Here is a 15,619-nt window from a genome sequence, read left to right as displayed (position 1 = left end):
CATTTTTGTCAAAAAAAGGCGTTGTTTGCTTAATGATACGCAAGTGCTTTCAAGACCAGTGCCATATTTTGATCACGCATAAAACCGGGAGGTTGATGCCCCCGGCCGGGGGCCGGACCCCGCAAGGTTGACAAAAGCGTAGAGTTTACCCCCTTGTCCGGCCGGGGAGTGGTCAAATTTGTAACCCGTTTCCGCAGGCTTGGCTAGGGTTTCGGGGCCAGGCGGCGCAGCAGGTGGCGCACCAGCCCGCCCCGGCGCTCGTCCAGGCGGACGAGCCCGGCCCGCCGGGCCAGGGCGCGGGCCTCGGCCACCTCCCGGGCGCTCACCGGGCGGGCGATGTCCTGGTGCTCGCGGGCCCGGCCGCAGGGCCGGTACTGGCCCATGACATTGACGTAGGTGCGCGTGGACAGCCCGGCCAGGAAGCGCATCCAGGGGGCGGTGCCCGCCAGGCCCGATGGCAGCACCAGATGCCGCGCCAGGAGCCCGCGCCGGGCCGCGCCGCGCGCGTCCAGCTCCAGGTCGCCCACCGGGGCGTGCATGGCCGCCACGGCCTCGCGGGCGCGCTGCGGATAGTCCGGGGCTCCGGCCAGACGCGCGGCCACGGCGGGGTCGTGGAACTTCACGTCGGGCATGTAGATGTCCACCACCCCGTGGAGCAGGGCCAGGGTCTCCAGGCCGTCGTAGCCCCCGCTGTTGTAGACCAGGGGCAGGCGCAGCCCGCCCTCCGCGGCCAGGGGCAGGGCCTCCAGGATCTGCGCGGCCACGTGGGACGGGGACACGAGGTTGATGTTCTCCGCGCCCCGGGCCTGGATTTCGAGCATCACGCCGGAGAGCTCCCCGGGCGAGGCCTCGGGCGCGTCCCCTCCCCCCTCTTCCGCCCCCCCGGCTGATCTCCCAACTGATCTCCGAATTCTGGCAGAACACGCAGCCCAGGTTGCAGCCCGCGAAAAAGATCGTGCCCGAGCCGCCCTCGGCCACCAGCGGGTCCTCCTCCCCCCAATGCAGGTCGAAGCAGGCCACCCGCGCCGCACGGCCGATGCCGCAGAAACCGGCCTCCCCGGCCAGACGGTCCACGCCGCAGGCGCGCGGGCAGAGGCGGCACGGGGACAGCAGGTCCAGGGCGTGCCGCACCCGGCGCGCGAGCTCGCCCGAACGGTGAGGGCCAGATAAGCGGGTTCCATGGACGCATGGAAACAAAGCCCGCCCCGGGCGTCAAGACGCCGGGACGCCGCGTGTTCCGCCTTCCCTGCGGCCGCGTCCGACGCAGCGCTCTCCACATGGCCATGCATAATGCAACTCGCCAGCCTGTAAAGACTGTAACGTTCTCGACATAATTTGAAAAACAATATACAGGGAGCGCCACTAACAACAGTACGCATTTTTAATAGTTGCGGAGCTAATCATCAACAAACAACGAGTATCCTACAGCACGTAGATAAACGACTGCTCTATGATGATTCAATGGTCACAAATTGAATATCTTATCACTGTCATTGTGACAAGAAACTGTAACAAGCACGTAAAGCCAGCTTCTCGTTCTATGAAATAGTGTCGATCAAATATTACCACGGGGGATAACCTTATGAAGATGAAAAGCATGACTCCTGTTATAACATTGTGCGTCGCGGTCATCATCGCAGTGGCCATGACAGCGGGGGTCGTCGTGGTCAGCCGAACCAGCTATACATCCACTTTCGCGGATCAGTCCAAGGCCATGGGCAACGCGGTGAACGCGGCCATGGCCGGAGTGGAGGGCTTCGTGTCCAACGCCCAGGTGGTGGCCCGCACCGTCGCCCTGGCCCCGGGAGTGCGCGGCCTCGCCGCCCGGGGCGACGGCCAGGCCCAGGTGCAGCGCATGCTCGCCGGCATCCTCGAACAGAACGATAACTACTGGGCCCTGTTCGTGTTCGACGCCCAGGGGCGCATCCTGGCCGGAGGCAACGCCCGGGGCGACGACCTCACCGGAGGCGACAGGAGCGCCAGGGACTACGTGCGGGACATCCTCGCGGGCCACGAGACCTTCCTGGGCAAGAGCCTCCTGCGCGCCAAGAGCGGCGGCGGGCTGCCCGTGGCCGCCGTGGCCCACGCCGTGCGCGACGACTCGGGGCGCGTCGTGGGCGGAGTGGGCCTGTTTCCCAACTGGACCGTGCTCACCGAGCGCTACATCGCCCCGGTGCGCATCGGCCAGTCCGGCTACGGATTCATCATCGACGGCCAGGGCACCATCATCGCCCATGCGGACCCGGCCATGTGCTTCAAGAACGTGGCGGACCAGCCCTTCGTGCGCGACGCCCTGGCCCGGAAGAATGGCAGCCTGGAATACGGCTGGGGCGACGACAAGAAGTACATGACCTTCAAGACATTCGAACGGACCGGTTGGCTCACGGGCATGTCGGCCTACGAATCCGATCTGGCCGCCACGGCCATCTCCCAGCGCAACATGCTCATGGCGGGCGGGGCCCTGTGCGGCCTGCTGGTGGTGGCGGCCATCGTGGTGGCCCTGCGGCGGCTGATCCAGAAACCCGTGTCCGGCCTTCTGGAATACGCGCGGGACCTGGGCGCGGGCGATTACCGGACACAGCTCAAGGGAAAATACAGCTATGAATTCGAGGGGCTGGCCCACAACATCCAGGAGATGACCGGCGCCCTCAAGGAGCGCCTGGGATTCGCCCAGGGCCTTCTGGACAACATGCCCCTGGCCACGGTGGTCTGCGACCTCCAGGGCCGCATCGTGTTCGTCAACAACCAGATGGTGGCCCTGGCGGGACGCCAGGGCGACGGCTCGAAGTTCCGGGGCCAGGCCGCCGGGGCATTCCTGTACGGAGACCCCGGGAAGCAGACGGTCACCTCCCTGGTGCTGCGGCAGAAACGCCCCCTGCTGAACCTGGAGCGGGAACTGCGCACCAGCCAGGGGCGCACCCTGCAGGTGCGCATCGACGCGGCCCCGCTCTTCGACCTGGACGGGACCCTCACGGGCTCCTTCGCCATGATCACGGACCTCTCCGTGATCATGGAGCAGCAGCGGGACATCAGCGCCCAGAACGAGCGCATCGCCTCGGCGGCCGAGTCCGCCGCCGACGTGGCGGCCCGCGTGGCCTCGGCCTCGGAGGAGCTGTCCGCCCAGGTGGAGCAGTCCAGCAAAGGCGCCGAGGCGCAGCACATGCGCTCCACCGAGACGGCCTCGGCCATCGAGGAGATCAACGCCTCCATCCTGGAAGTGGCCAAAAACGCCTCCATGAGCGCGCAAAGCGCGGACCTGTCCAGGGAAAAGGCCCGCGAGGGCGCCCTCAAGGTCGGGCAGGTGGAGGAGGCGGTGAGCCGCCTGCAGGAAAGGATCATGGCGCTGAAGGCCGACATGAGCTCCCTGGGCGACCGGGCCCGGGGCGTGGGTTCGGTGCTGGGCGTGATCACGGACATCGCGGACCAGACCAACCTGCTGGCCCTGAACGCGGCCATCGAGGCCGCGCGCGCCGGGGACGCGGGACGCGGATTCGCCGTGGTGGCCGACGAGGTGCGCAAGCTGGCCGAGAAGACCATGCAGGCCACCCACGAGGTGGGCCTGGCCGTGTCCGCCATCCAGGACGAGACGCGCGAGGCCGTGGAGCTCACGGGCCAGGCCGCGGAGCTGGTGGCCTCCAACAGCGTCCTGGCCCGGGAATCCGGGGACTGCCTGCGCGAGATCGTGGACATGGCCACGGGCACGTCCGACCAGGTCCGGGCCATCGCCACGGCCGCCGAACAGCAGTCCGCCGCCGTGGAGCAGATCAGCCGCGGCGCCGAGGAGATCAACCGCATCAGCGGGGAAACCTCCACGGCCATGGAACAGTCCTTCTGCGCGGTGCGCGAATTATCCCAGCTGGCCGGGACCCTGGACGGGATCATCGGGTCCATGCAGCGCTGACGGCGGCCCGTGGTGCCGGAATCCACCGCCCCGCAAGGCTCTCCCCCACGGCGCTGCCGGATCCGCGAAGGGGCGGTGACGAATCGCACCGCTTGGTGAAAAAACACCTTTTCCAAGCAACTACATAATTTTATTGCATCTTCCTGCAACAGGGCCGCCCGGTGGTGATGAACTTCACCGCCGGGCGCGCTGTTTTCAAAACCATCGTTCCAATTACCCCATGATATTATTGGGTTTTTTTGTTCACAAGCGTATTGGCATGACCCCTGCTTTAGGGGAGTCGCGTTCACTGACGTGAGGCCCGTTACCTAACCGACTGAGTGGATTTGCCTCCAAGAACTCACAACACACGAGGAGCAGAAAATGAGCTTCCAGTTAACTGAAGAGCAAACGCTCATTAAGCAGATGGTACGCGAATTCGCCGAGCAGAAGGTCCAGCCCATCGCTGCGGCCATCGACAAGGAGCATCGCTTCCCCGCCGAGACCGTTAAGGAAATGGCCGACCTGAACCTCCTGGGCCTGACCGTCCCCGAGGAGCTCGAGGGCGCCGGCGGGGATTCCCTGTCCTACACCCTGGCCGTCGAGGAACTCAGCCGCGTGTGCGCCACCCACGGCGTCATCCTCTCGGCCCACGTGTCCCTGGGCGTGCATCCGATCCTCAAGTTCGGCTCCGAGGAGCAGAAGCAGAAATACATCCCCGACCTGGCCAGCGGCCGCAAGCTCGCGGCGTTCTGCCTCACCGAGCCCGGCGCGGGCACCGACGCCGCGTCCCAGCAGACCGTGGCCGAGCTCAAGGGCGACAAGTACATCCTCAACGGCAGCAAGGTCTTCATCACCAACGGCGCCGTGGCCGAGACCTTCATCGTCTTCGCCATGACCGACAAGTCCAAGGGCCTCAAGGGCATCTCCGCCTTCATCGTGGAGAAGGAATTCCCGGGCTTCAGCGTGGGCCAGGTCGAGGACAAGCTGGGCATCTGCGGCTCCTCCACCACCGAGATCCTGTTCAAGGACTGCGAAGTGCCCGTGGCGAACATGCTGGGCGCCGAGGGCAAGGGCTTCGGCATCGCCATGCAGACCCTGGACGGCGGCCGCATCGGCATCGCCTCCCAGGCGCTGGGCATCGCCCAGGGCGCCCTGGAAGCGGCCATCACCTACGCCAAGGAGCGCGTGCAGTTCGGCAAGCCCATCAGCGCCAACCAGGGCATCCAGTGGATGCTGGCCGACATGGCCGTGCAGGTCGAGGCCGCGCGCATGCTGACCTACAACGCCGCCATCACCAAGGACTCCGGCGCCCGCTTCAGCAAGGAAGCCGCCATGGCCAAGCTGTTCGCCGCTGAGACCGCCATGAGCGTGGCCACCAAGTCCATCCAGATCCACGGCGGCATCGGCTACACCAAGAGCTACCCGGTGGAGCGCTTCTTCCGCGACGCCAAGATCACGGAAATCTACGAAGGCACCAGCGAAGTGCAGCGCATGGTCATCGCTGGCAACATCCTGGCCTAAGGACCGGAGGCTGCACAGATGAAGAAAATAGTCGTCTGCTTCAAGTGGCTCCTGGATGTCGCGGACATCCGCGTCAACGAGGCCACGGGCACCCTCGACCCGGACAAGGCCAAGTGGATGCTCAACGAATACGACCGCAACGCCATCGAGGCGGGCGTGCAGATCAAGAACGCCACGGGCTGCGAGCTCGTGGGTCTGACCTGCGGCCCCAAGGCCCAGGCGTCCTGCAAGGACTCCCTGTCGCGCGGTCTGGATTCCGTGACCTACATCGAGAACCCGGCCCTGGAACAGGCCGACAGCGGCGCGACCGCCAAGACCCTGGCAGCGGCCATCAAGGCCATGGGAGACGTGGACCTGGTGCTGTGCAGCGAAGGATCCAGTGACGAATACGCCCAGCAGACGGGCGGCCGTTTGGCCGCCCTGCTGGGCATGTCGTCGGTTTCCTGCGTCAGCGCCATCGCCCTGGACGGCGAGTCCCTGACCCTGGACCGCAAGCTGGAGGACGGCGTGGAGCGCGTGCAGGTCACGGGCTCCGCGGTGCTCTCCGTGGTCCCGGACGTGAACGAGGCTCCCATCCCCAGCGTCAAGCAGATCCTGGGGGCCAAGAAGAAGCCCAGCAACGAGTGCGAGCTGGCCAGCGTGGGCCTGTGCGAAGGCGACTGCGCCCCGCAGCTGACCACCCTTTCCGTGCTGGCTCCCAAGGTGGACCGCAAGATGGTCCATCTGAACCCCGAGGGCACGTCCCTTGAGGCCGCCGCGGCCGAGCTGGTCAAGAAGCTCGTGGCCGAGAGTGTCCTGTAAAGGCGATAAGGGAGAATACAGATGAGCGTCATCGTATGGACAATAGCTGAAAGCAAGCAGCTCGCCGCCGAGCTCGTGGCCGGCGCCCGGGCCGTGGCCGGGGCCGACGCCCAGGTCGTCGCCTTTGTGGGCGCGGACGAGGGCGCGGCACAGGAACTGGTGGCCGCCGGGGCCGACGCGGCCCGGGCCATGCCCCTGCCCGCCGACGCCCCGTGGGAGGCCTACGTGCCCGTGCTGGCCAAGCTGGCCCAGGACGCCGCGCCCCGGTTGATCCTGGTGGGCGCCACCAAGCGCGGCAAGGACATGGCCGCGCAGCTGGCGGGCCTTCTGGACGCGCCCTGCGTGTCCGACGCCAAGGACCTGCGCCTGGACAACGGCACCCTGGAGGCCGGACGCATGGTCTACGGCGGCATGGCCGTGAAGACCTTGAGCAGCACCTCGCCCACGGTCGTGGCCACGATATCCGCGCAGTGCTTCGAAGCCCTGGCTCCGGACGCCTCGCGCTCCGGCGACGTCCAGACCCTGGCCCCCGAGGCCGGGGCCGTGAAGGTCGTGGCCCGCGAGCCCAGGCAGAAGGGCGGCGTTAACCTGGCCGAGGCCACCCGCGTGGTGGGCGTGGGCCGAGGCTTCACCGAGGAAAGCGATCTGCAGCTGGCCAGGGATCTGGCCGAGGCCATGGAGGCCGAAGTGGCCTGCACCAGGCCCATTGCCGAGTTCTTCAAGTGGCTCCCCGAAGAACTCTATCTGGGCATCTCCGGTCAGGTCATCAAGCCCCAGGTCTATCTCGCCGCCGGCGTGTCCGGGCAGGCGCAGCACGTCTACGGCGTGCGCGACTCCAAGGTCATCGTCGGCGTGAACAAGGACGAGAACGCCCCCATCTTCCAGACGTCGGACTACTACATCGTGGGCGACGTCAAGGAAGTGCTTCCCGCCCTGACCAAGGCCTTCAAGGAACACGGCAATGCCTGATTACGACGCCATAGTCGTGGGAGCCGGCATTGCGGGCAGCGTGGCCGCCTACTGCATGGCCAAGGAAGGGCTCGAAGTGCTGATGGTGGAACGCGGGGACACCCCCGGCTCCAAGAACGTCAGCGGCGGGCGCCTGTACGCCCATAGCCTGGAGAAAGTCATGCCGGGCTTTGCGGAGCGGGCGCCCGTGCAGCGCAAGGTGACGCGGGAGACCATCTCCATGCTCACCGAGGACAGCGCCTTCAGCATCGACTTCCAGTCCGCCAAGCTGGGCGGCCCCGCCGACGCGGTGTCCTACACCGTTCTGCGTTCGGACTTCGACGCCTGGCTCGCCGAGCAGGCCGAGGAGGCCGGGTGCGACGTGGTCTACCCGGCCCACGTCGACTCCCTGCTCAGGGAGGAAGGCAGGATCGCGGGAGTGGTCGCCGGCGAGGATGAGCTCACGTCCAACGTGGTCATCCTGGCCGACGGCGTGAACAGCCTGCTGGCCCAGCAGGCCGGGCTGAAAAAGGAACTCACCGCCCACAGCGTGGGCGTGGGCGCCAAGGAGATAATCGAACTGCCCGAGGGGGTCATCAACGACCGCTTCGGAGTGGAGTCGGGCCAGGGCGTGGCCCGCCTGTTTGCGGGCGACCCGTCCCAGGGGCTCGTGGGCGGCGGCTTCCTGTACACCAACAAGGACAGCCTCTCCCTGGGCCTGGTGGTCACGGTGGACAACGTCAAGAAGTCCGCCACCCGCCTGCCCGACATGCTGGAGCGCTTCAAGCAGCATCCGGCCGTGCGGCCCCTCATCGAGGGCGGCAAGATCGCGGAATACGGCGCCCACCTAGTGCCCGAGGCCGGCATGGGCATGCTGCCCGAGCTGGTGACCGACAACCTGCTGATTGCCGGCGACGCGGCGGGCATGTGCCTGAACCTCGGATACACCATCCGCGGCATGGACTATGCCGTGGCCTCGGGCGAAATGGCCGCCAAGGCCGTGATCGCCGCCAAGGCCAAGGACGACTACAGCAAGGCCTCCCTGTCCGGGTACAAGACCCTGCTGGAGCAGAGCATCGTGCTCAAGGACATGAAGACCTACGCCAACGCGCCGGGATTCATAGACAACAGCCGGATGTACAAGGACTACCCCGAACTCATGGAGCAGATCTTCATGGAACTGTTCCGCGTGGACGGGGAGCCCGCCAAGATGGCCGTGAAGAAGCTCCTGCCGCATGTGCGCAAGGTCGGCTTCCTGAATCTGGCCCGCGACGGCTGGAAAGGAGTGCGATCCATATGAGCATGAGCATCGAACAGAAGCTGTCCCTGGACAAGTTCGTGGTGGACGAGGGCCATCCTCACATCACCATCGACCAGGGCAAGATGGACGAAGCGACCGTACGCGCCCTGACCGTCGGCTGTCCCGCGGGGCTGTACACCCTCAACGAGAACGGACAGCTCGCCTTCGAGGTGGCCGGTTGCCTGGAATGCGGCACCTGCCGCGTGATCTGCGCCGGTTGCCCCGGGGCCATGACCTGGGAGCATCCACGCCCCTCTTTCGGAGTGTTCTACCGCTTCGGATAGGGTGTCCTCTGCCATAGACACACCACCCCGCCTTATGGCCCATGCCGCGCTCACCCTCACCCCTCCTAGCGCGGCATGGGCCCTCTTCATTTCCTTTGCGCGGCGCACGGCGGGCCGCAAAAAACGGCCGGCCCAAAAGGGCCGGCCGTTTTTTCACGCCTGCGGCGCGGGGCCAGTGTCCCGAATCACTTTTCCTCGTCGGCCGTGACCTTAGCGCCCGTTTCCAGATTGTAGCGCGCCGCCTTCTTGACCACCGTGGAGTGATCCACGCCCACGGCCGCGGCCGTGCGGCGGCAGGACCCGTAGCGGGTCAGGGCGTCCTGCCAGTAGCGGCGCTCGAACTGGTCGCGGACCTGGCGGTAGGACAGGTTGTCGTCGCCGCGGGCCACGGCGTTCTCGGGGTCGAAGCCCTTGCACATGCTCGCGGGCAGGCTCTGGGGCTGGATCTCGTCCTGGGCGCTGACCACCACCAGGCGTTCCACCATGTTCTCCAGCTCGCGCACGTTGCCCGGCCAGTCGTACTCCATGAGCAGATGGCACAGGGACGGGGAAAAGGTCTTGTTCTGCTTGTAGCGGACGTTGCATTGCTTCAGGAACAGCTCGGCCAGGGGATAGATGTCCTCGCGGCGCTCGCGCAGGGGCGGCAGGACCAGCTTGAGCACATTCAGGCGGTAGAAGAGGTCGCCCCGGAAGGAGCCCTCCTCCACCATCTCCTCCAGGTCGCGGTTGGTGGCCGCGATGACGCGCACGTCCACCTTGCGGACCTTCTTGCCGCCCACGCGGTAGAATTCCTTCTGCTGGATGAAGCGCAACAGCTTGACCTGCACGGAGATGGGAATCTCGCTGACCTCGTCCAGAAAGGCCGTGCCCTTGTCCGCCATCTCCAGGAGGCCGATGCAGCCCTCCTTGCGCGCGCCCGTGAAGGCGCCCTCCTCGTAGCCGAAGAGCTGGGACTCCAGCAGGGACTCGGGGATGGCGCTGCAGTTGATCTTGATGAACGGCCCGTCGCGGCGGTCGCTGTGCTTGTGCACCAGGTCCGTGACCACCTCCTTGCCCGTGCCCGTCTCGCCCAGCACCAGCAGATGGGCGTCCACCTGGGCGAAGCGGATGGCCATGGCCTTGACCTTGCGCATGGAGGGGCTGTTGAAGATGCGTCCGTCCTCCTCTCCGGTGAGGGTGGAGACGAGCTTGGCGTACTGGTCCAGTTTTTCACGAGAGGACGAGACCTCTTCGCGCAGCTTGTTCAGCTCGGTGGTGTCGCGGATGTTGACGACGACCCGGAAAAGCTGGCCGTTCTCGTCGAAGACGGGGGTGGCCGTGATGTGGCTCATGCGGCCGGTGCGGAATATCTGGGTCATGGATTCGGTCTTGCACGACTCCAGGACCTTGTAGGTGGGCGAATCGGAGACCATTCCCAGGTCCACGATCTGGTGGCTGTCCAGCCCGATAATCTCGCTGGGGGATATGCCGGTTATGTTTTCGTAGTTCTTGTTTATTCTGAGATATACGCCACATGCGTCGGCCACGACGATGCCGTCGTGCGAAGCCTCGAAAATGGCCTCCAGCTCCATGTTCCTGCGTTTGAGTTCAATGATTCTGGCTAGTTCTTCCTCGTCGATCGCATGATGGTATACACATAAGAAAATATCCCTATCGCCTTGTCTTATGCGAGTGATCTCGAACATCCCCTCGCCATGTTTGAAAACGAACGACCTTTGCCTCGGATCGCTTGCAAGCACCTTTTCCTTGATAGAACGCGACACGAAACTGCACCGCATTATATCATTAGGTTCGCAGTATAGAAACTCACCCGACTCGTCGATTACGGAACATACTGTCTTTGCCTCGACCTTGTGCGACATTTTCTGTCTCCTCAGTGTTTATAGCGCCCCAACACTGAGCGGTGAATTTTTTCACCCGCAGGTGAATTCATTCACCAGCTGGAAAGCCTTGTCAAGCCTATTGCTGCCCACCTCTCTGGTGACTTCCATCACCATATGCAATCTTCAATGTTCTTAAGAATCACATAAACGGCCTGTAATAGAGGGCCCTGACGGGCGCCTTGCGTGGCACATCCTTTGCTTTAACAGCAAATAACGGGCCTCGAAGAAACCTTATATATGGAGATCGATAAAATGGTAAAATTCATGACCGCCAGGGAAGCAGCCGACCTGATCAAGGACGGCGACACCCTGGTTACCGAAGGATTCGTGGTCAACTGCCACCCCGAATCCCTATGCGCGGCTCTGGAGGAGCGGTTCCTGGAGACGGGAACCCCTGCGGGCCTGACCCTCTTGTTCTCCGCCGGACAAGGCGACGGCAAGGACGCCGCCCTCAACCACCTGGGACACGAGAAGCTTCTCAAGCGCGTCATCGGCGGCCATTGGAACCTCTCGCCCAAGCTGGGGCAGCTCTCCAGCGACAACAAGATCGAAGCCTACAACCTGCCTCAGGGCGCCATCGCCCAGCTCTACCGTGAAATCGCCAGCGGCCGCCCCGGCCTGATCACCCACGTGGGCCTGAAGACCTTCGTGGATCCCCGCCTGGACGGCGGCAAGATCAACGACGTGACCACCGAGGACGTGGTGGAACTGATCGAGATTGCCGGGCAGGAGAAGCTGTTCTACAAGTCCATGCCCATCAACGTCTGTTTCCTGCGCGGCACCACCGCCGACGAGAAGGGCAACATCAGCATGGAGAAGGAAGGGCTGTATCTCGGCGCCGCCGTCATCGCCCAGGCCACCAAGAACTCCGGCGGCAAGGTCGTGGTGCAGGTGGAGCGCAAGGTCAAGGGCGGCAGCATCGACCCGCGCCTGGTCAAGATCCCGGGCATCTACGTCGACGCCGTGGTGGTCGTGCCCCCGGCCGAGAACATGTTCGAAGCCAACCCCGAGCTGGCCCCCGCCTATTGCGGCGACGTGCGCCTGCCCGCCGACAGCCTGCCCCCCATCCCCCTGGACGCCCGCAAGGTCATCGCCCGCAGGGCCGCCATGGAGCTGACCCCCGGCGCCGTGGTCAACCTGGGCATCGGCATCCCGGAGATGGTCTCCGCCGTGGCCGGCGAGGAAGGCATCGGCGACCAGATGACCCTCACCGTCGAGGCCGGCCCCGTGGGCGGCTTCCCGGCCAACGGCCTGGCCTTCGGCCTGTCCATGAACCCCGAGGTCATCCTCGACCAGGCCACCCAGTTCGACTTCTACGACGGCGGCGGCCTGGACCTGGCCTACCTCGGCCTGGCCGAATGCGACCCCGAGGGCAACATCAACGTCAGCAAGCTGGGCAAGCGCGTCACGGGTTGCGGCGGATTTATCAACATCACCCAAAACGCCAAACGCCTGTTCTACTGCGGAACCTTCACCGCCAAGGGCCTGAAGCTCGAGGTGGGCGGCGGCAAGCTGACCATCACCCAGGAAGGCCAGAGCAAGAAGTTCGTGGAAAAGGTCGGGCACGTGACCTTCAGCGGCAAGTACGCCGCCGAGATCGGCCAGCCCGTGCTGTACATCACGGAACGCGCCGTGTTCGAACTGCGCGCCGACGGCCTGCACCTCACCGAGGTGGCCCCCGGCGTGGATATCCAGAAGGACGTCCTGGACCAGATGGACTTCATTCCCAAGATGGACGTCCCGCCCAAGCTGATGGACGCGCGCATCTTCACCGACCAACCCATGGGCCTCGACAAGCAATAAAAGGAGCTAAAAATGAGCTGGACTTTTGCAAGCCTGGAAGTCGGCAGCAGCGATTCGATCAGCAAGGTGATCACCGCCGCCGACGTGGAAGGATTCGCCGGAATCACCCTGGACAACAACCCCGTGCATCTGAACGAGGAGTACGCCCAGGGCACCATGTTCAAGCACCGCATCGCCCACGGCATGATCAGCGCGGGCCTCATCTCCGCGGTGCTTGGCACCCGGCTCCCGGGAAACGGCACCATCTACATGAAGCAGGAACTGATCTTCAAGCGTCCCGTGTACCTGGACGAGGAGCTCACCGCCCATGTGGAAGTGGCCGAAAAGATTGAGGCCAAAAAGCGCCTGCGCCTGAAGACCTGGGTCACGAATCAGGCGGGCGACACGGTCACGGATGGCGAGGCCCTGGTGATGTTCGACGCCTAGCCTCCTCCAACTGGTCGCGCCCGGTTGTTGGGGCGGACGCGGCCACTCATGCTCATTGGGCGAGTGCGGCTGGACGGGGATTCGCCCCGCCAGTCAACGGAGCATTTGAGTTGAGTACCGGACATTGGCCTCACGCTCCCCGCCAAGCGTCTTTCGCGGGCAATCGAAAGACGAGGCGGGAAGCAGCTCCCGGCCGTAACGCGGTGCAGCCGCCAGGCTGCACAAGGAGACATGAGTATGGAAGTTTTAGGAATCGTTCTCAGCCTGTTCCTCCTGATGTACATCGCGTACAGGGGCTTCTCCGTCATCCTCTTCGCCCCGATCCTCGCCCTGTTGGCTGCAGGGCTGCAGGGCATGCCCATCATGCCCACGTACACGGAAATCTTCATGACCAAGGGCGTGATGTACATCAAGGCCTTTTTCCCGGTATTCCTGCTGGGCGCCATCTTCGGCAAGGTCATGGAAGACACCAACCTGGCAAAGGGTATCTCCCACACCATCATCAGCAAGCTGGGGCATAAGCACGCCATCCTCTCGGTGGTGCTGTCCGCGGCCATCCTGACCTACGGCGGCGTGAGCCTGTTCGTGGTGGTCTTCGCCGTGTACCCCTTCGCCGCGGCCATGTTCCGCGAAGCGAACATTCCCAAGCGTCTGTTGCCTGGCTGCATCGCCCTGGGTTCCTTCACCTTCACCATGACCTGCATCCCGGGCACCCCGCAGATCCAGAACATCATTCCCACCAACTTCTACGGCACCGACGCCTTCGCGGCACCGGTCTCCGGCATCCTGGCCGCCATCATCGTCATGGGCGTGGGCATGTTCTGGCTGGAGCGCCGCCGCAAGGCCGCCGACGCCGTGAACGAGGGCTACGGCGACCACACCATCAACGAGCCCGAAAGCAACGGCGACGACAGCCTGCCTTCCTGGATCGTCGGCCTGCTGCCCTTGGTGGTGGTGCTGGCGTCCAACTACGCCCTGTCCCACTGGGTGACCTGGAGCCCCTCCATCCTGGAGCCCCTGTCCGGCATGAAGCTGCCCCTGATGGTCGCCTCCGTGAAGAAGGTCGTCGGCATCTGGTCCCTGATCATCGCCCTGGTGCTCGGCATCCTCACCGCCATCGCCCTGGGCAACAAGAAGTTCCTCAATAACAAGGGCTCCCTGCAGAAGGCCCTGAACGCCGGTGCCATCGGATCGCTGCTGGCGATCATGAACACCGCCTCCGAGGTTGGTTACGGCAACGTCATCGCCTCCCTGCCTGGCTTCAAGACCATCGCCCACGCCCTGTTGGGCATCCAGATCGGCGGTTCCCCGCTGGTGTCCGAGGCGGTCTCCGTCTCCACCCTGGCCGGTATCACCGGTTCGGCCTCCGGCGGCATGTCCATCGCCCTGGACGTCATGAGCAAGGACTGGCTGGCCATGGCCAACGCCATCGGCATGAGCCCCGACATCCTGCACAGGATCGCCTCCATCGCCTCCGGCGGCATGGACACCCTGCCCCACAACGGCGCGGTCATCACGCTCTTGGCCGTGTGCGGCCTGACCCACAAGCAGTCCTACAAGGACATCGGCATGGTCTCCCTGGTGATCCCCTTCGCTACGGCGTTCGTGGTCATCTTCTTCCACGCCGTGACCGGCATCCTCTAGGAGCGAGGCCCACAGAGGCATAACCAACAAACAATAAACAAACCGCATTTCGCGGGCGCCGCACCGTGCGGCGCAGAACGAGGCAAGCCGCCTGCGCCCTCCTCCGGCCAACGGGGGTCGGAGGAGGGCGGGGCGGAACATGCCCCGCAAATAGAAGCTACCATCCTGACAAGGAGATAGAGATATGAGCGAGTACCAGAATTTACTGTATGAATGCACTGACGGCATCGCCACGGTGACCATCAACAGGCCCAAGGCCCTGAACGCCTTGAACGCCGATCTCCTGGGCGAACTGGACTCCCTGCTGGACGAAATCGCCGCCGACGCCGGCGTACAGGTGGTGATCATCACCGGCGCGGGCGACAAGGCCTTCGTGGCCGGCGCGGACATCGCCTACATGCAGGAAATGCAGGCCATCGAGGGCCGCAACTGGGGCATGGTCGGCCAGGCCGTGTTCAACAAGATCGAGAACCTGCCCCAGCCCGTCATCGCCGCCATCAACGGCTTCGCCCTGGGCGGCGGCTGCGAGCTGGCCATGGCCTGCGACATCCGCCTGGCCTCGGAAAAGGCCAAGTTCGGCCAGCCCGAAGTCACCCTGGGCATCACCCCGGGCTTCGGCGGCACCCAGCGCCTGCCCCGCCTGGTGGGCAAGGGCCGCGCCAAGGAGCTGCTGTACACCGGCGACATGATCAAGGCCGACCGCGCCGCCGAGATCGGCTTGGTCAACGCCGTGGCCGCGCCCGAGGCGCTCATGGACGCCGCCGTGGAGATGGCCAAGAAGATCATGTCCCGCGCCCCCGTGGCCGTGCGCATGTGCAAGGCCGCCGTGAATCGCGGCATGGACGTCGACCTGTCCACAGGCGTGTCCTACGAGGCCGAGGTCTTCGGCCTGTGCTTCGCCACGGCCGACCAGAAGGAAGGCATGGGCGCCTTCGTGGAAAAGCGCGCCGCCGCGTTCAGCGGAAAGTAGCAGTCGCGCCGGAACGCACGGCCATGCCCTGTCCAACCTGGCTTTCCGAACGGACGGCATTCGCCGTCACAGGGCCGGCCTGCGGCCGGATGTGAACCAACCGCCCGCCGAGCCTCCCCTCTCCCCACAGGGGGACGGCCCGGCGGGCGCAACAAG

Annotated in this window: 12 protein-coding genes; 10 read left to right on the top strand and 2 right to left on the bottom strand. The window is 64.9% G+C overall.

The window, feature by feature from the left end; genetic code table 11:
- Positions 1–203: 203 nt before the first annotated feature.
- Positions 204–824 (bottom strand): radical SAM protein, encoded by a 621-nt coding sequence (locus tag ACYYG1_RS01725; RefSeq protein ID WP_461208549.1) that lies wholly within the window; start codon positions 822–824, stop codon positions 204–206.
- 758 nt (positions 825–1,582) lie between these two features.
- Between ACYYG1_RS01725 and ACYYG1_RS01720 the strand changes: the two genes are divergently transcribed.
- The 6 genes from ACYYG1_RS01720 to ACYYG1_RS01695 all read left to right on the top strand — a co-directional run bounded on the left by ACYYG1_RS01720 (position 1,583) and on the right by ACYYG1_RS01695 (position 8,737).
- Positions 1,583–3,901 carry a methyl-accepting chemotaxis protein gene (locus tag ACYYG1_RS01720; protein ID WP_461208548.1) on the top strand — a complete coding sequence of 773 codons (2,319 nt, stop codon included), beginning with the start codon at positions 1,583–1,585 and terminating at the stop codon, positions 3,899–3,901.
- A 363-nt stretch (positions 3,902–4,264) separates the two neighbouring features.
- Complete coding sequence (locus ACYYG1_RS01715; RefSeq protein ID WP_461208547.1) at positions 4,265–5,404, top strand: acyl-CoA dehydrogenase; 1,140 nt, start codon at positions 4,265–4,267, stop codon at positions 5,402–5,404.
- A gap of 18 nt (positions 5,405–5,422) precedes the next feature.
- Complete coding sequence (locus ACYYG1_RS01710; RefSeq protein WP_461208546.1) at positions 5,423–6,205, top strand: electron transfer flavoprotein subunit beta/FixA family protein; 783 nt, start codon at positions 5,423–5,425, stop codon at positions 6,203–6,205.
- 21 nt (positions 6,206–6,226) lie between these two features.
- Positions 6,227–7,174, top strand: a complete 948-nt coding sequence (locus ACYYG1_RS01705; RefSeq protein ID WP_461208545.1) for an electron transfer flavoprotein subunit alpha/FixB family protein — start codon at positions 6,227–6,229, stop codon at positions 7,172–7,174.
- Positions 7,167–8,453 carry an FAD-dependent oxidoreductase gene (locus tag ACYYG1_RS01700; RefSeq protein WP_461208544.1) on the top strand — a complete coding sequence of 429 codons (1,287 nt, stop codon included), beginning with the start codon at positions 7,167–7,169 and terminating at the stop codon, positions 8,451–8,453. The genes ACYYG1_RS01705 and ACYYG1_RS01700 overlap by 8 nt, the downstream gene beginning before the upstream one ends.
- Positions 8,450–8,737: a ferredoxin family protein gene (locus tag ACYYG1_RS01695; RefSeq protein WP_461208543.1), complete on the top strand. Its 288-nt coding sequence runs from the start codon at positions 8,450–8,452 to the stop codon at positions 8,735–8,737. The genes ACYYG1_RS01700 and ACYYG1_RS01695 overlap by 4 nt, the downstream gene beginning before the upstream one ends.
- A gap of 185 nt (positions 8,738–8,922) precedes the next feature.
- Here ACYYG1_RS01695 and ACYYG1_RS01690 read toward each other — a convergent pair whose 3' ends face one another.
- Positions 8,923–10,308, bottom strand: coding sequence for a sigma-54 interaction domain-containing protein (locus tag ACYYG1_RS01690; protein ID WP_461208542.1), 1,386 nt, complete (start codon positions 10,306–10,308; stop codon positions 8,923–8,925).
- 564 nt (positions 10,309–10,872) lie between these two features.
- Here ACYYG1_RS01690 and ACYYG1_RS01685 point away from each other — a divergent pair.
- The 4 genes from ACYYG1_RS01685 (at position 10,873) to ACYYG1_RS01670 (ending at position 15,463) form a co-directional block, all read left to right on the top strand.
- Positions 10,873–12,423 carry an acyl CoA:acetate/3-ketoacid CoA transferase gene (locus ACYYG1_RS01685; protein ID WP_461208541.1) on the top strand — a complete coding sequence of 517 codons (1,551 nt, stop codon included), beginning with the start codon at positions 10,873–10,875 and terminating at the stop codon, positions 12,421–12,423.
- Positions 12,424–12,435: 12 nt separating this feature from the next.
- On the top strand, positions 12,436–12,849 hold the full coding sequence (locus ACYYG1_RS01680) for a MaoC family dehydratase (protein ID WP_461208540.1): 414 nt from the start codon (positions 12,436–12,438) through the stop codon (positions 12,847–12,849).
- A gap of 237 nt (positions 12,850–13,086) precedes the next feature.
- Positions 13,087–14,493 carry a GntP family permease gene (locus ACYYG1_RS01675; RefSeq protein WP_461208539.1) on the top strand — a complete coding sequence of 469 codons (1,407 nt, stop codon included), beginning with the start codon at positions 13,087–13,089 and terminating at the stop codon, positions 14,491–14,493.
- 184 nt (positions 14,494–14,677) lie between these two features.
- Positions 14,678–15,463, top strand: coding sequence for a short-chain-enoyl-CoA hydratase (locus ACYYG1_RS01670; protein ID WP_461208538.1), 786 nt, complete (start codon positions 14,678–14,680; stop codon positions 15,461–15,463).
- Positions 15,464–15,619: the final 156 nt, after the last annotated feature.

It is taken from the genome of Desulfocurvus sp. DL1XJH-121, assembly GCF_054819825.1.
The sequence above is the reverse complement of the archived record's forward strand: the minus strand, read 5'-3'. Positions and strand labels throughout refer to the sequence as shown.

Excerpts from the sequence above, each read along its gene's own strand:
- ACYYG1_RS01720 (WP_461208548.1), top strand. The coding sequence starts at position 1,583 with ATGAAGATGAAAAGCATGACTCCTGTTATAACATTGTGCGTCGCGGTC.
- ACYYG1_RS01715 (WP_461208547.1), top strand. The coding sequence starts at position 4,265 with ATGAGCTTCCAGTTAACTGAAGAGCAAACGCTCATTAAGCAGATGGTA.
- ACYYG1_RS01710 (WP_461208546.1), top strand. The coding sequence starts at position 5,423 with ATGAAGAAAATAGTCGTCTGCTTCAAGTGGCTCCTGGATGTCGCGGAC.
- ACYYG1_RS01705 (WP_461208545.1), top strand. The coding sequence starts at position 6,227 with ATGAGCGTCATCGTATGGACAATAGCTGAAAGCAAGCAGCTCGCCGCC.
- ACYYG1_RS01700 (WP_461208544.1), top strand. The coding sequence starts at position 7,167 with ATGCCTGATTACGACGCCATAGTCGTGGGAGCCGGCATTGCGGGCAGC.
- ACYYG1_RS01695 (WP_461208543.1), top strand. The coding sequence starts at position 8,450 with ATGAGCATGAGCATCGAACAGAAGCTGTCCCTGGACAAGTTCGTGGTG.
- ACYYG1_RS01690 (WP_461208542.1), bottom strand. The coding sequence starts at position 10,308 with ATGGAGCTGGAGGCCATTTTCGAGGCTTCGCACGACGGCATCGTCGTG.
- ACYYG1_RS01685 (WP_461208541.1), top strand. The coding sequence starts at position 10,873 with ATGGTAAAATTCATGACCGCCAGGGAAGCAGCCGACCTGATCAAGGAC.
- ACYYG1_RS01680 (WP_461208540.1), top strand. The coding sequence starts at position 12,436 with ATGAGCTGGACTTTTGCAAGCCTGGAAGTCGGCAGCAGCGATTCGATC.
- ACYYG1_RS01675 (WP_461208539.1), top strand. The coding sequence starts at position 13,087 with ATGGAAGTTTTAGGAATCGTTCTCAGCCTGTTCCTCCTGATGTACATC.
- ACYYG1_RS01670 (WP_461208538.1), top strand. The coding sequence starts at position 14,678 with ATGAGCGAGTACCAGAATTTACTGTATGAATGCACTGACGGCATCGCC.